The organism is Stieleria sp. (genome assembly GCF_041595215.1).
Classification (GTDB): Bacteria; Planctomycetota; Planctomycetia; order Pirellulales; family Pirellulaceae; genus Stieleria; species Stieleria magnilauensis.
The window spans coordinates 1-14,481 of record NZ_JBFHKV010000082.1 but is presented as its reverse complement, the minus strand read 5'-3'; the positions used below and the strand labels follow the sequence as shown (position 1 = coordinate 14,481).

General features: G+C 59.3%; 14 protein-coding genes. 10 read left to right on the top strand and 4 right to left on the bottom strand.

The features are described 5' to 3' along the window. Nucleotides 1-230: 230 nt before the first annotated feature. The gene (locus ABX749_RS05325; protein ID WP_372895081.1) at nucleotides 231-1,466 is read right to left on the bottom strand and encodes a PHP domain-containing protein; all 1,236 of its coding nucleotides are present in this window, start codon (nucleotides 1,464-1,466) and stop codon (nucleotides 231-233) included. Nucleotides 1,467-1,558: 92 nt separating this feature from the next. Further along, a complete protein-coding gene (locus ABX749_RS05320) occupies nucleotides 1,559-2,320 on the bottom strand; it encodes an exodeoxyribonuclease III (protein WP_372895080.1) in 762 nt (253 codons plus the stop codon). 310 nt (nucleotides 2,321-2,630) lie between these two features. On the opposite strand from ABX749_RS05320, the gene ABX749_RS05315 reads away from it, so the two are divergent. Further along, complete coding sequence (locus ABX749_RS05315; protein ID WP_372895079.1) at nucleotides 2,631-3,407, top strand: RNA polymerase sigma factor; 777 nt, start codon at nucleotides 2,631-2,633, stop codon at nucleotides 3,405-3,407. Nucleotides 3,408-3,499: 92 nt separating this feature from the next. Continuing rightward, nucleotides 3,500-5,359: a protein kinase gene (locus tag ABX749_RS05310; protein ID WP_372895078.1), complete on the top strand. Its 1,860-nt coding sequence runs from the start codon at nucleotides 3,500-3,502 to the stop codon at nucleotides 5,357-5,359. 47 nt (nucleotides 5,360-5,406) lie between these two features. Here ABX749_RS05310 and ABX749_RS05305 read toward each other — a convergent pair whose 3' ends face one another. Both ABX749_RS05305 and ABX749_RS05300 read right to left on the bottom strand, forming a co-directional pair. Further along, the gene (locus ABX749_RS05305; RefSeq protein WP_372895077.1) at nucleotides 5,407-6,159 is read right to left on the bottom strand and encodes a ThuA domain-containing protein; all 753 of its coding nucleotides are present in this window, start codon (nucleotides 6,157-6,159) and stop codon (nucleotides 5,407-5,409) included. A gap of 143 nt (nucleotides 6,160-6,302) precedes the next feature. After that, nucleotides 6,303-7,661 (bottom strand): DUF4912 domain-containing protein, encoded by a 1,359-nt coding sequence (locus ABX749_RS05300; protein WP_372895076.1) that lies wholly within the window; start codon nucleotides 7,659-7,661, stop codon nucleotides 6,303-6,305. Between the two features lie 702 nt (nucleotides 7,662-8,363). On the opposite strand from ABX749_RS05300, the gene ABX749_RS05295 reads away from it, so the two are divergent. The 8 genes from ABX749_RS05295 to ABX749_RS05260 all read left to right on the top strand — a co-directional run. Further along, nucleotides 8,364-8,723, top strand: a complete 360-nt coding sequence (locus ABX749_RS05295) for an AtpZ/AtpI family protein (RefSeq protein WP_372895075.1) — start codon at nucleotides 8,364-8,366, stop codon at nucleotides 8,721-8,723. Nucleotides 8,724-8,841: 118 nt separating this feature from the next. Then, the gene (locus ABX749_RS05290) at nucleotides 8,842-9,270 is read left to right on the top strand and encodes a hypothetical protein (protein WP_145217458.1); all 429 of its coding nucleotides are present in this window, start codon (nucleotides 8,842-8,844) and stop codon (nucleotides 9,268-9,270) included. Nucleotides 9,271-9,290: 20 nt separating this feature from the next. Further along, nucleotides 9,291-10,334 (top strand): F0F1 ATP synthase subunit A, encoded by a 1,044-nt coding sequence (gene atpB / locus ABX749_RS05285; protein WP_145217461.1) that lies wholly within the window; start codon nucleotides 9,291-9,293, stop codon nucleotides 10,332-10,334. Between the two features lie 93 nt (nucleotides 10,335-10,427). Continuing rightward, nucleotides 10,428-10,673, top strand: coding sequence for an ATP synthase F0 subunit C (gene atpE / locus ABX749_RS05280; protein WP_095737805.1), 246 nt, complete (start codon nucleotides 10,428-10,430; stop codon nucleotides 10,671-10,673). Nucleotides 10,674-10,870: 197 nt separating this feature from the next. Then, nucleotides 10,871-11,443, top strand: a complete 573-nt coding sequence (gene atpF / locus ABX749_RS05275) for a F0F1 ATP synthase subunit B (protein WP_372895082.1) — start codon at nucleotides 10,871-10,873, stop codon at nucleotides 11,441-11,443. 33 nt (nucleotides 11,444-11,476) lie between these two features. Further along, the gene (gene atpH / locus ABX749_RS05270; protein WP_372895074.1) at nucleotides 11,477-12,103 is read left to right on the top strand and encodes an ATP synthase F1 subunit delta; all 627 of its coding nucleotides are present in this window, start codon (nucleotides 11,477-11,479) and stop codon (nucleotides 12,101-12,103) included. Between the two features lie 86 nt (nucleotides 12,104-12,189). Then, nucleotides 12,190-13,704: a F0F1 ATP synthase subunit alpha gene (gene atpA, locus ABX749_RS05265; RefSeq protein ID WP_259633567.1), complete on the top strand. Its 1,515-nt coding sequence runs from the start codon at nucleotides 12,190-12,192 to the stop codon at nucleotides 13,702-13,704. Between the two features lie 40 nt (nucleotides 13,705-13,744). Next, on the top strand, nucleotides 13,745-14,481 hold a 737-nt coding region (locus ABX749_RS05260), incomplete at its 3' end, for a F0F1 ATP synthase subunit gamma (RefSeq protein WP_372895073.1).

The following is a 14,481-nucleotide window of genomic DNA, read 5'->3' as shown; positions in this document are numbered from 1 at the left end:
AGCCCTCCGGTCTTTCAAGGTCAAACCGGACGGCTCGCGCCGTTCCGCTATCTCATTCAGTGCCAAAGTAAGTGGCATTGCCCGCGAGCCCTCCGGTGTTTCGGGAACGATGAGGCACCGGAGGGCTTGCGCCCTGCCGCTAACACCTCGTCAAACGCAAGGAATAAAATGCTTCACAGCGTTGCCCCCAAGGCCGCCGTCTGGCGACGGCAGCTACGCGACGTGATTTGCTAGTTTGACCAGCCGACCGGCTGGGTCCAAGCCTGTTGCATCTGGTCTTTAAAAGACGGGTCGACGTGTGGCTGGTCGCTGGTGACCAACGCCCGCACGTACAGTTCCTTGCCGGTCATTTGGTAGCTTGCCGAGGTTCCTTCCTGCGAGCTGACGACGACGCCGATCCGATCGTGATCGGTTGCCTCGCCCTTGAGCGTGGCGATGAAATCCGTTCGGTAGTTCACACCGTCTTGAGCCTGTATCTCGAGCGTCAATTTCCGAGTCGATTCGTCGAAGCGGACATCGTCCAATGTCACGCCGCTGGAGGCATAAAAGTCGCCACGCTTCATCGCCTGGATCAAGTGCTCCGGCGTCAGGAAGCGACTGCGAACCATCACCCAGCCGCGTCCCGGGCGTGATCCCGGTTTGCCGTGGTACTCGTGAGAGTCATCGGTGGCCAGCCCCATGATCGGTGCGACGCCGGCGATTCCACAGCGGATCGCGTTGATCTGGTCCCACATCTGCTCGATGCTGGGGTGGTCTTTGTCGCCGAGTTGATTGACGCCGGGGTGACCGTTGTAGACTTCAAAGAATCGCTCCGACACCACCGCGGCCAAGTCTTCGGCGGTCATCGCGTAACCGAAATTCGGATGATTGATATGCGGCAACACCTCTCGTCCGTGCGCTTTTTCATGTTCCAGGATGATTCGCAGGTTGTTCTGCATCGCTTCCCGAACCGTCGCGCCGCCGGCCGGCGCGATCACTTCGGCCAGATTGGTCGCGTTGATGTGAACCGGCTTTCCTTCGGACCGATCGCTGATCTCTTCGGCGGGGATCATGATGAACCGCCCGCGTTCCTCGACCAGGTGGCGAAACTCATCGAGTGGTTTTAAACGCACTTCTTGGTCGCCGGTCTCAGGATTGGCACGCTGCTGCACCCAATGATCCCCGAACCGATCTCGATAGCGATCGACGATGCCGTCATCGCTGCGGGCGACGATCGCCTGGACACTCATCCAGCGTGTGCCTTCACTCAGCACGTTGTGATCGGTCAAGGCAAGGAATTGGTAGCCTTGCTCGCGATACCAATCCGCGATCATCTCCGGAAACTGGTCTCCGTCACTCCACAACGAGTGGGTGTGCAGGTTGCCCTTCCACCACCGCACCTCGTCGTTCATCACGGGGTCGGCAGCAATCGCGATCACGGGTGCCACGCCCAGGCAGGCGATCATCAAACAAAGCAATCGATTCATAGTCAGTGTCTATTCGCAGTAAAAGAAAACTCTGGTTTCCCACCAGTCTACTTGAGATTGCGATGACGGTGATTGGGCGCAGCGTGGCTTCGTTACGGCAGCAGCGTCAATTCGACCGGACAGTGGTCCGAACCAAAGACATCGTGATGGATTTTGGCACCGGCCACACGATTCCAGAACCGTTTCGACACCCAAAAATAATCTAAACGCCAGCCGATATTCTTCTCGCGTGCGTTAGAGCGATAGGTCCACCACGTGTACTTGCCGGGGCTTTGGTCGAACTGACGAAACGAGTCGATGAACCCCGCTTTGGCGATGTTGTCCAACCCCGCGCGTTCTTCGTCGGTAAAGCCTGCGTTTTTGCGGTTGGACTTGGGGTTCGCCAGATCGATTTCCTGGTGAGCACAATTCACGTCACCGCAAAAGATGACGGGTTTTCGACGATTCAGTTTTTTGAGGTACGCCAGGAAGGCGGCATCCCACTGCATGCGATACTCCAACCGCACCAGTCCGCGTTGCGAATTGGGCGTGTAGACATTGACCACGTGAAAATCGTCAAACGTCGCGGTCACCACCCGGCCTTCTTGGTCGTGATCCCCATCACCGATCCCCAGCACGGTCTTGTTGGGAGCGACTTTGCTCCAGATCGTCGTGCCGCTGTATCCCTTTTTCGCCGCGCAATTCCAGGTCTGGTGGTAGCCGAGTCCATCGACCCAATCCAAATTTACTTGTTGCGGTTCGGCTTTCGTTTCCTGCAAACACAAGATGTCGGGCTGATGGTCTTCGACAAATTGGCGAAACCCCTTGTCCATCGCTGCACGGATGCCGTTCACATTCCAAGAAACCAGTTTCATTGTTCAATTCTATGGGTTCGGTCGAGAGTAGCGAGGCCCGGACGCTGGCGCGAACCGGCTGATGTCAATTAATTATCAGCCGTTTGGCGCTAGCCTACGGGCCTTACCCTGGTCAGGACCTTGTCGTTTTAGCGGTCTTGGGCTTCAATCGACTGGCTGCAGGCGGGCGGAAATCGGACGATGCTAAGTCAGGCGCGACGCGCTGGCAAGAACCGAACGCCGTCGCCCCCGCGATTGAGCCATCGATCGATCAGGTGGCTACAATGGCAATCGCCATTCGTTTTCGCCGCTGCCCCACCTTGTTTCAATCATGACACTTGCCGGACGCCTTCCCTCGACGCGCTGGAGTTTGGTCATTCGCGCCGGCGAGACCTCGGGGGATTCATCGGTTCGACGTCTGGCACGACAGTCGCTGGAAGAACTCTGCGCGATTTACTGGCCCGCACTCTACGGATACCTGCGCCGTCGCGGACGATCGCGTCAGGATGCCGAAGACCTGATTCAAGGATTCTTTGCCAATTTGCTTGAGCGGGATTCGATCGCGGCCGCCGATGCTTCGCGAGGCCGTTTTCGGGCGTTCTTGTACGCGTCGCTGGACCACTACGTGGCCAACGAACATCGTCGCGAAAACGCGTTGAAACGGGGCGGAGACGCGACGACGTTTTCTCTCGACCGTGAATCGCTGGACCACTTCGACCGCTCGTTCCCTGAAGACGCCCTCGCCGACTACACCGGTGACCCCGCCACCCTGTTCGATCGCCAGTGGGCGTTTTGCCTGATCCGCCAAACGCTTGCCGAACTCGAGCGGGATTACCAGGCCAAGGGCAAAGGGGAATGGTTTTCTAAACTTGCCCCCATGTTGACCTCGACCGAGGCCGACGGGCCGTCGCGTCAGCAAATCGCTTCCGAACTGGGGCTGTCCTCGACGGCCTTGAAAGTCGCGATCCATCGGTTGCGCGCGACGTATCGAAAACGCTTGCTCGATGCGGTCGCCCAGACGGTTGAAAACCCCGCGGATTCGGGGCGGGAGCGACAATGCTTGTTCGACGCACTCGGCGGTGAATTGCCAGGGCCAAGCCTGCGTTGAAATTGATTTAATTTTTCTGTAACCCGGCGCAACTACCTGTGTAGGAGACAACAGAGAGCCCCTCGATGTTCCTCCGAACGGACGATTCCACGATGACTGACACACCCTGTCCCCGCTGCGGCACGCCGATTCCCACCGATCCAGCGTCGCAGGATGATGACGCGCTGGTGCAATGCCCCCGCTGTCTGCTCAGACCGCCGTGGGACAAACCGCATCCCGTGGCCATCACGCTCGGCCCGGGACAGAGTTTTATCCCGCCATCGATCGAAGAGTTGTCCGAACAGATCACCGGCTATGAAGTCGAAGCGTTGATCGGCCAGGGCGGCATGGGGGCGGTTTATCTCGGCCGGCAAAAGTCGCTCGATCGCGCCGTCGCCATCAAAATCCTGCCTCCGCAAATCGCCGAACGCGCCGGTTTTCGCCAACGGTTTGCCCAAGAGGGCCGGGCACTGGCGAAATTAAATCATCCCAACATCGTTGCCGTCCATGACTTCGGCCAAGCCGGCCCCTACGCCATGCTGGTGATGGAACTGGTCGAAGGGGCGAATCTGCGCGAGGTGCTGGCCCAGGGCAGACTTTCGCCGGCCGAGGCGTTGGAAATCATTCCACAACTCTGTGACGCGTTGTCCTACGCACACGACGAAGGCGTCGTGCATCGCGACATCAAACCGGAGAACCTGCTGTTCGACAGTCGGGGCAGATTAAAGATCACGGATTTCGGGCTGGCCAAGCTGGTCGCCAACAAGACCGCCGCCGACGCCGAGGATGCCACGACGACCGATGAGGATTCCCGTTCGCCCGACCCGACACAAGGCGTGGTGGGAACGGTGCACTACATGGCACCGGAGCAACTGGAAAATCCACGTTCGGTCGATCACCGCGCCGACATCTACGCGCTCGGCGTGGTGTTTTATGAAATGCTGACCGGTGAATTGCCGATCGGTCGATTCGAACCACCCAGCCAATGCCTGCAGAGCAATGGCCGCGAAAGCACTCCCAAGGTCACGATCGATGTCCGGTTGGACGAGGTGGTGCTTCGAGCGCTCGAAAAACATCCCGAGAAACGCTACGCCTCGGCCTCGGCGGTGATGCACGACATCGATGAAATTGAAAAGCATCCCCGATCGCCCGGCCGTGACCACACGCTGCCCGATGATCACCCTCACCGCGTCCGCGAAACGATTCACCGCGCGGGCCAAACACTGGGTGAATTCGCCGCAACATCGATCGAATCGTCGGGCCATTGGATCTCACAGGCCCGAACAAGCTGGCTGCGTGACCCTCGCGTCGAGACACCGGCTTATGTCGGCGCCGGGATCCTTGCCCTCGGTATTGTCGGTGCGTTCTTCGTTGGAAGTGGCCCCGGCAATGGCGAAGTCGGGGCTGTTTGGTTTGCCGTGGCTGCAATCTTGGCGATCATCTTGTCAAGAATCTCGCTGGCCCGCGAGTCGGAGTCCGAGGGCGGGTATCCGATCCTGACCAGCCGGTTTGTCCTCGGCGCTCTGTACTTGCTCGTCGCCGTTCCGATCCTGATCGCCCCGGCCATCGCCGCGCCGGCGCTTTGGATGGAGATCTACGACGACCCCAGGGACATTGGACGGCTGGGCTGGCTCCGCGACTGGGTTCAGTTGGTCTCGCTGACAGTCGTCGTGACCGCGACAGCCTGGCTCGTGTTACTCGGCGTGCACGTCGCGTTTCCGCGGCTGTTCACGACCGTCTTTCGTCCCTTCGTCGGCGCCTGCTCCCGTGTTGCCGCGATTTCGCTGGCCGTCTTTTTGGTCACATTGATCGCAGCGGCAGGCTTCCTACTTCGCCAGATGCCCTACCAAAGCTACACGCCGGGCATTGAAGTGGCCGAAGCCGACTGGGACAAACTTTCGCCGCGAGATTTCAGAGACATGCAGAATGAACTCGCTGATCAACGACGCGCCGAACGGACCTTCGAACGATAGCGGGCCACTGTTTCAGCAGCGACTTGCGCGCAGCGACTTGCCTGACGTTACTTGCCGGCTGCCCAGACCGTTCCGTTGACGATCAGGTTCAGAAACACCTTGTCTTCAAACGTCTCATTGGAGTGGCCGTACGTGGTGCCGAACACGCGGGCCTTTCCGTACTGGTTGGTCCAGATGACGGGATGTTCCTTGCCGTCCTTTTCACTTTTGCTGGTCGCCAAAGCGGTCGCGCTGGGCCACAGTTTTTCGATGATGTAAAGCTCATCGAACTGGATCACGTGGCCGTCGGGAAACGACTTCATGATCGGATGATCCTTGGCTTTCACATCCACCTTGTACGAACTCTTGTGGTCATGACGCTTGCTGGTCACGCCCAGCAATTGCCGCCAGTCATCGATCGTCGCGTCGCGATAGGTGTGCATGGCACAGTGGATCACGACTGCGGGCAATCCTTCGAAGTGCGGTCCGGTGATGGTGCGGATGTACTCGGCATCGGTCGTCTTGGCGAAGCACTCGTTATGAATGCAGACGTCGAAGTTTTTGGCCCAATCCGATTCTTGATAGAAGTCAATCTGCGCGTCGGTGCCGTTGCCGCCCTCGTTGACCACCGTCCAATTCGCCGCGACGCCTGCTTTTTCAAACGCCAGCTGCAAGGACTTGGTTTGAAAGTCATAGTCGTGACAGCAACCGCTGGTGATCAGCAGGATATTTAGCGGTTTGGAATCGGCAGCGGACGCGGTGACGGCGCCGACCAGGAACAGACAAACAAAGCTGATCGAAGCGAGAAGGTTGCGCGGCATGGAGGTGTCGGGATTGATGGGTGAAAAGAAAAGTAGCGGAACCCGCCAAGCGTTCCGTCGGTGCGGTGGACACCGAAAGTCTTGGCGGCTTCCGCTACGAGAGCCATTAAGCGTGTGATGCTGAGCGTGTGATGCGTTGAACGCTACATGTTGTCCTTGACGTCGACCGCTTCCATCACCTTGGTGTTGCGTTCCACGGCGATCACGGTCGTCCGCTGTCGCATCCCGTCGCGGCTTTCGGCCGTCACGGGCAACACTTGGCGCTTATCGGGCAGCTTCATCCGAACGGTAAACGTTCCGTCGCTCTGCAACTTGACGGGGCGTCCACCGAGTGAGACCGACGATCCCGAGGCGGTTCGGCCGAACACGATCAGTTCCGCGTCGACTTCAAACGGCAACTTGCTTTGCCGCAACAGCGTCGGATCGGCCGTCAATTGGCCCTGTGAACCACGCGTGGGCATCGAACGATGCAGCCGCTCTTCGAAGATCTCCTTCAAGTCGCCGCCGTCGGTGTCGTAGCCACCACTGAGCGAGTAGATTCGCTCGTAATCATCGGCGATGTCATGCCAGTGCTCGTCCAGTCGCTCGCACTCACCCGGGCTGGGCGTTTCGACGATGTTGCTGCGGCAGATCGAATGAAATTGATCATCGGAGGTGATGTACCCGATCGCGACGCGGAATCGGGTCGGCGGATTTTGGACATCGATGTACCAGGTGTCGACGCCGCCATGAATCGGGATATCGCGCTGGACGGTTTCGGCGATGTTGTTGGCGACGTCTTCGACTTCCATCACCCGCAGCACGGGCTTGGCCGTGTGCCAACGCTCGGCCAGCGACGATTCGGCTCGGGCAACACTCGCCCGCGTGATCTCCCAGGTCGCTTGCAACCAATAAGAATCGCGAACCATCAAGACGATGCGGTCGCGATGGGGCTCGCCGGCACGCGTCCGCTGGGGGCCATTTTGAACCGCCGAGCCGCCGACGAGTGTGCCGGTGGAAAGGTCGCGGTGCTTTTCCGCCTGCTCTTTCTGGCGACGAAGCTGCGCCCGGATGCGAGCGGTCTTTGCCGAAACTTTTGGGGCTCGCATCTCCGGCAGTGGGCGGTCGTTGAGTGAAACGTTTCGCCGCGATCTCGGTTTGACGCTGCGTCCCGGCTTGCCGGCCCCAGCCTGTGAACTGGACGCCTGCGAGCTGGACATCGACTTGGCTTTGCTTGCACCGCCATCACCGCTCTTGTCCGCCTGAGTCTTGGGTCGCCGCACGCTGCGTGGTGATGTGCTCCGGGCCGAACTCGATTTCGCCGCCACCCCATTGCCGCCGGAGGTCCGCGACGAAGAGGACGCGGGGGATTTTGATTTGCGACGCAGCCGCCGCTGAGTCTTGCTGATCGCGTCCACAAGCTCTTCCTTCCGCATGCCATGCCATCCGGCGATGCCATAGTTCTTGGCCAGAGAGGCGAGTTCACGCCGCGTCTGTGACTTGAGATCTGCCGTTTTGATCAAAGTACTATCTCCAGATGTGCTAGTCGTGCTGGCCAGCCACTCGTGAACATCGCTGCAATCCACAAGTTAAGTCGGCGTTATCGTTGTGACTCGTTCGCTTTCCGGCGGGGCAACGCTCAACGCTGCGACGGCCTGGGACGAAACGATTGGAAAAGCCCTGACCTCAAGGGGTCGGCTCGTCCGCGTCTTGGTGGGTGGTCTGCTGCCCATCTGATTTCCAGAAACCGGTGCGTCTTCCCCCGTAGAGAGGGGAGTTGGCGGGGTCACCTTGCCGCTCAGGAACCATTAACGGAGCAATCAACACCGCAGTCATTATGCCAACGCTTTGAAAAAGTTCCAGAGTCGTCCGGTAGGATTGCCGGGCTTGCGACGAGATTTTGGCCGGAAACCGCAGGAAAGACTGGGAAAACGATCGCAAATTTTCTGCGGATTCCAGACGCCAATCTAGACACAAGGTCTATTCCAGGTCACCTGGGGGGCCGCTCGTGACCACCGGGACCAGCATCCCGGTCACCGACGGGTGCGGCTATCGGTCGCCCCTCCTATCCCTCTCCGGCTCACCAATCACACTCTACCGGCGTCACGTGATGAAAGCAGACTCCGCCCGGGCCGTGATCGAACAACACGTCGATGCGGCGCGGGAAAGACCGGACGACTGAAAGACAGTCAACTGGACTTGAGAACACTGAACAAAGGTGCACAATGCCGCAACACGATCGGTCGCCAGAGCGACCGGACCGGCGGCGAGATGCCACCGGCGAAGTGCCCGGCACGACACTCGGGCGGTCTCCGGTTTGGATCCGCCTGTCCGGTGCCGGCTTGGAGCTCGCCTTCATCACGATCGTGTTTGGTGCCATCGGCGCTGCGATTGACCGCCACCTGCAATCGGCTCGCCCGATTTGCTCGGCCATCGGCGGACTACTCGGCTTCACCCTTGGCATGATTCGATTCATCCGTTTGGCGACTTCGATTTCGAACCGGCAACGACAGATCGAGCAAAGCCAGCCGAGCGACGACAAGCCTGACGAGATACCGCCTGACGAGATACCGCCGCACGATTGAAAGGCGGCGACTTCCGCCACGGCGACCTGAAATCCACCATCCACGACCATACCAGCTCCGACACCGTCGGACCGACAATCCGTTGACCACCCTTCGCACTCCCATCCTGAATGCCACCATGGTCAGCTGCCGGCCTTACCTGTGCTGTCTCGTCGCGATTGCGATCGCGTGGGCGATCGGGATGCTGGCGAGCTGGACGCTCGTTGCCAGCGGCGTGCTGACGGCCAATGCGTCACTGCTGGTGGTCATCGGCCTGGGCAGTGGCACAGTCGCCGTTGCCGGCGGATTGCCGGGGGTTGCGACGGAGATGTTGCCAAGCCGGGACGAGTCCCCGGCACGAATCACGTTCGGTTTTTCTGCCGGAGTGATAATTCGGTTGTTTGGCACTGTTGCACTCCTTGGTCTGTGTAGTTATCACTTGCCCGCCGCCAAGAAGGAAATCGCGGGAATGATTCTCGCGTGGTATGTCTACCTGACTTCGATCGACGTCGTCGCCCTGGCGCTGCTGTTGCCACGCCGAGATCGAGCGGCCACCACAAGAAGCTAAATAGCCAAGCATTCAAATCAATGAATCTGTTATTCGCATCTGCCGATGATCCACTGTCGCACGTCGTGCCCCACGCGTTGCACCACGAGCCGCTGTTTACCGTGAACGTGGGTGGTCCGGAGACGAACATTCCGGCGTTGTTCATCAAGGACGGCCAATACAGTTTTTACATCACCAACCATTTGATGATGACCGCCGTCACGGCGATCGTGGTGATGCTGGTGTTCAGCTACGTCGCAGCGAAGATTCGCGTCAAGGGTGAAGGCCTGCAAGCCTACCAGACCAAGGGTCGACTGGCGCAGTTGTTCGAGACCGTTTGCTGGTTCATCCGAGATGAGGTGGCGCGGCCGAACTTGCACGAGCTGACCGACAAATACATTCCGTACATTTGGACGGTGTTCTTCTTCATCCTGTTCTCCAACGTGCTGGGCCTGATCCCGTTCGGCAGCGGTCTGCACATGGCCGGGCTGATCTGGAGCGACCACGCCAGCCATTACGGCCATTTCGGCGGCACGGCGACGGGCAACCTGTCACTCAACGCGATGCTGGCGATTTGCAGCTTTGTCGCGATCTTGTTCATCGGGATCCGAGAGACCGGTGCGAAAGCGTTTTTCTCCCACTTCAATCCGATCGGCTGGGACGGCCCCAAAGCGATGTCCTTCGGCCTCGGATTGCCACTGTATGTGCTGGAGTGGTTGGGCTTGCTGATCAAGTGCGTCGTCCTTGCGATGCGGCTTTTCGGGACCATGATGGCGGGACACCTTGTCGTCGCGGCGATCGTCGGCCTGGTGTTTACGGCCGCGTCGGTGTCTCACCTGCTGGGCTATGGCGTCGGCATCGCGGTGATCATCGGCTGCATCGTGCTGACCTTGCTGGAGCTGTTCATCTGCATGCTCCAGGCCTTCATTTTCACCTTCCTGACGGTCCTGTTCATCTCGACCGTTGCGGCACACCATGGCGACCACGGCCATGAACACGAACACGATCCGTTCAGCGATGAATCGCAGATGGATCTGGATAAGTTGATTGAACCGTCGCGGCTGGCCGGATTGGCCGATGCGTAACGAATGACTAACCCTTTGACCTTTCCCCTTTTTTGTGCGTCCGTGCCTTTGCGAAAAGACGGGCGACGAGAGAATTCTAGGAGCGAACCTGAGATGTTTGAATTCGCAATGATGCTGGCTCAAGAGGCTGCAGAATTTGGCAAGATGGGTGTCGGTATCGGCATCGGCCTCGTGATTTTGGGTGCCGGCTGGGGCATCGGTCGTATCGGTGGCGGCGCCGTCGAAGCGATCGCCCGTCAACCCGAAGCAAGCGGAACGATCAGCACCCAGATGCTGATTTCGGCCGCACTGATCGAAGGTGTGACCGTGATCGCGTTGATTTTGATGTACCTGCTGTAGTTCGCACGAACTGTAACAACTAGAGAGATCGGCCGCGTGTTTCGGTCGGTCGCCTCGCTTTCGCGGCAGTGAAGCCGAGGCGGCACTCCGATTCCGGTTGCCCACCCTTAGGTAATTTGATGTCGTATATGCGTTTTGCCGTGATGGCTATCGCCGTTTGCTTTGTTGCCGTGGGCCCGCCCGTGGCGCTGTCCCCGATGTCGGTGCGAGCCGACGAGGTCGCTGCGGAATCGCACGAAGGCGAGGTTCATGGTGACGGTGCGCACGAAGCACTGCCGCCCATCCTGTCGTTCGATCCCGGTGCGGCGGTCATCAACCTGGCGATCTTCCTGGGGACCTTTGCGGTGCTCGCGAAGTTCGTCTGGCCGGTCATCCTGGGCGGCTTGAAGGCGCGCGAGGAAAAGATCGCCGGTGATCTGGAGCAGGCTCAGGCATCCAACCGCAAGGCGGAAGCCACCCTGGCCGAGTACCAGAAGAAGGTGCAGGAAGTGGCCAACGAGGCGCAAACGATCCTGGCCGACGCGCGGCGTGACGCCCAGGCGAACGCGACAAAAATTGTCGAAGAAGCCAAAGCCGACGCGCAGCGACAAGGCGAACGTGCCCTGGCCGACATCGAAACGGCCAAGAAGGTGGCGCTGGCCGAAATCGCCAGCCAAACTTCCGTGCTGGCCATGGGAGTCGCCAAACAGGTCGTCGGACGTGAACTGAACCCCGAGGATCACGCCGAATTGATCAAGAAGGCGCTCGAGCAAGTCCCGAGCAACAACTGATCCGAGCCAGGCGAAACACCTTTGGAAATAGCGATGGATACTCCCGACGACGTAAAACATGAAACGGTGATGGACACCGGAGCCGAGCAGCTGGGGAAAACCTACGCGCAAGCTCTGCTGGCTGCCGCCCAAAAAGCGGGGCGGACCGAACAGATCGTCGACCAACTCAACCAACTGGTCGACCAGTACCTGCGCAAAAGTCCTCCGCTTGCCGCCGCATTTGCTTCGCCGCAAATCGATCTGCACGAAAAGCAACGGGTCATCGACCGAGTCTTCGGCGGTGATTTCGATCCGCTGTTGCTGACGTTTTTGAAGGTGATGGCGTCGCGTGGTCGGCTCGCCCATGTCGCAGCGGTTCGCGAGGGCGTGTTGACGCTGTTTGACGAAATGAGCGGCCAAGTGCTGGCGAAAGTCAGCACCGCCGTCCCGCTCAGCGACGGCCTGCGTGCGTCGATCAGCGAAAAACTGGGGACCGCAACGGGAAAGAAAGTTCGACTTCAGGAAGTCGTCGACGCCGACTTGATCGGCGGCATGGTGATCCGAATCGGAGATACGGTTTTCGACAATTCCGTCGCCAATCGCTTGAATGGCATCGCCAAACGAGCCAGCGAGGGATTTTCGGCCAAGATCGCTGAGAAATTCGATCAATTGACCCAATAACACTCGGAAGCAGCCTCCGCCTGATCAGGCCCCGCTTCCACAATCGACCTATCAAAACCACAAACACTCTGACGCATTAGATTGCCATGAAATTTAGCAGCGATGAAATCGCATCGGTCTTGCAACAGGAGATCGAAAACTTCGACAGCAAGATCGACGTCCGCGAAGTCGGTACCGTCCTGGAAGTCGGTGACGGGATCGCGCGTGTGTATGGTCTGTCCGGTGTGATGGCCGGGGAGATGGTGGAGTTCCCCAACGGTGCGATCGGCCTGGCGTTCAACCTGGAAGAGAACAGCGTCGGGGTGATTATTCTCGGCGACTACCTGACGATTCAAGAAGGCGACGAAGTCAAGGCGTTGGGAACGCTGTTGAGCGTGCCGGCCGGCGATGCGGTCATCGGACGCGTCCTCGACCCGCTCGGCAACCCGCTCGACGGCAAAGGCCCCGTGCAATCGGACGTCACCCGCCCGGTGGAAATCATCGCGACCGGTGTCGCCGAACGGCAACCGGTGACCCAGCCGATGCAAACCGGCATCAAAGCGATCGACGCGATGACGCCGATCGGTCGCGGTCAACGGGAGCTGATCATCGGCGACCGAAAAACCGGTAAGACCGCGATCGCCATCGACGCGATCTTGAACCAAAAGGGTCAAGACGTGAAATGCTTCTACGTCGCCATCGGCCAAAAGGACAGCTCGGTCGCCGGCGTCGTCGACGTGTTGGAAAAATACGGTGCGATGGAATACACGACCGTTGTCGTCGCCGGAGCCAGTTCCCCCGCCCCGCTGCAATACGTCGCGCCCTACGCCGGAACCGCGATGGCCGAACACTTCATGTTCAATGGCGGCCATGCCCTGATCGTCTATGACGATTTGAGCAAGCAAGCGGTGGCCTATCGTCAAATGAGTCTGTTGATGCGTCGCCCGCCGGGCCGCGAAGCATTCCCCGGTGACGTGTTCTACTGCCACAGCCGTCTGCTGGAACGCTCCTCCAAGCTGTCCGACGAACTCGGCGGCGGCTCGATCACCAGCTTGCCGATCATCGAAACGCTCGAAGGCGAAGTTTCCGCGTACATCCCGACCAACGTGATTTCGATCACCGATGGCCAGATCTACGTCCAGCCCGACCTGTTCTTCTCCGGCGTTCGCCCGGCGATGAACCCCGGGATTTCGGTCTCTCGCGTCGGTGGTGCGGCCCAGATCAAGGCGATGAAGAAGGTCGCCGGCGGTTTGCGATTGGACCTCGCGGCGTTCCGGGCCTTGGAAGCGTTCGCCCAGTTGGGCACCGACCTCGACCCGGCCACCCAAGCCCAATTGGACCGTGGTTACCGAATGGTCGAATTGCTCAAGCAACCCCAGTACCAACCGCTTTCGGTCGCCGAGCAGGTCGTCAGCTTGTACGCCGGCACCAAGGGGCACCTGGACGACGTTGAAATCAAAACCGTCCAACAATGGGAAAAGGACTTCTTGCAGTACATCAACGACAAGCACGCTGCGTTGCTGGATTCGTTGATGGAACAAGGCGATTTGACCGACGACGTCGTCAACACGCTGGAAACTGCCATCAAAGAGTTCAAGGCCGGCTACACGCCGACCGCCTGATCTCATTCACTGAAAACATTCCGTCCTCGTTTAACGATTCATGGCCAACGCAAGAGCGCTTGATAAACGACGCAAGTCGATCCGCAACATCCGCAAGATCACGCGGACGATGGAGCTGATCGCGACGGCGCGGTACAAGAAAGCGATGGACCGGGCCCAAGCCGCGACCGCCTACACCGAACAGATCACCCGGATCGTCGGGCGTCTCGCCGCTGCCGGCCTGGATGTCCAGCATCCGTTGCTCGAGCAACGTGACGAAGTCAAGAACGCACGCGTCCTGGTGCTGACCAGCAACCGCGGCCTGTGCGGCGGATACAACGGCTCGGTTCTGCGTGAAGCGATGCCGCGGATCAGAGAATTGAAGGAATCGTTGCCGAACGTCGATGTCGACGTCAGCGGGAAACGAGGCGTCGATGGGCTCGCGTTCCGCGGCGTCACCACCGACGAAAAACACCTCAATTTCGAAGACCAACCGGCCTACGCCGAGGTCGAAAAAATCGCCGAGTCGTACCTTTCCCGGTACATCACCGGCGAACTGGACCGGCTGGACGTGATCTACACCAAGTTCATCAGTACGTCCAAGCAAATCGCCACGGTCGAAACGCTGCTGCCGCTCGGTTCGCTGGGCGATGACGCCGATCAAGACGATGCCGGCGGCACCAACGTCGAATACGAATTCCTGCCCTCGGCGGAAAGCATTCTCGAAGAAGTCGTGCCGACCAGTTTTAAAGTCCGCCTGTTCAAGTGTTTCTTGGACGCCGCGGTCAGCGAACAAGT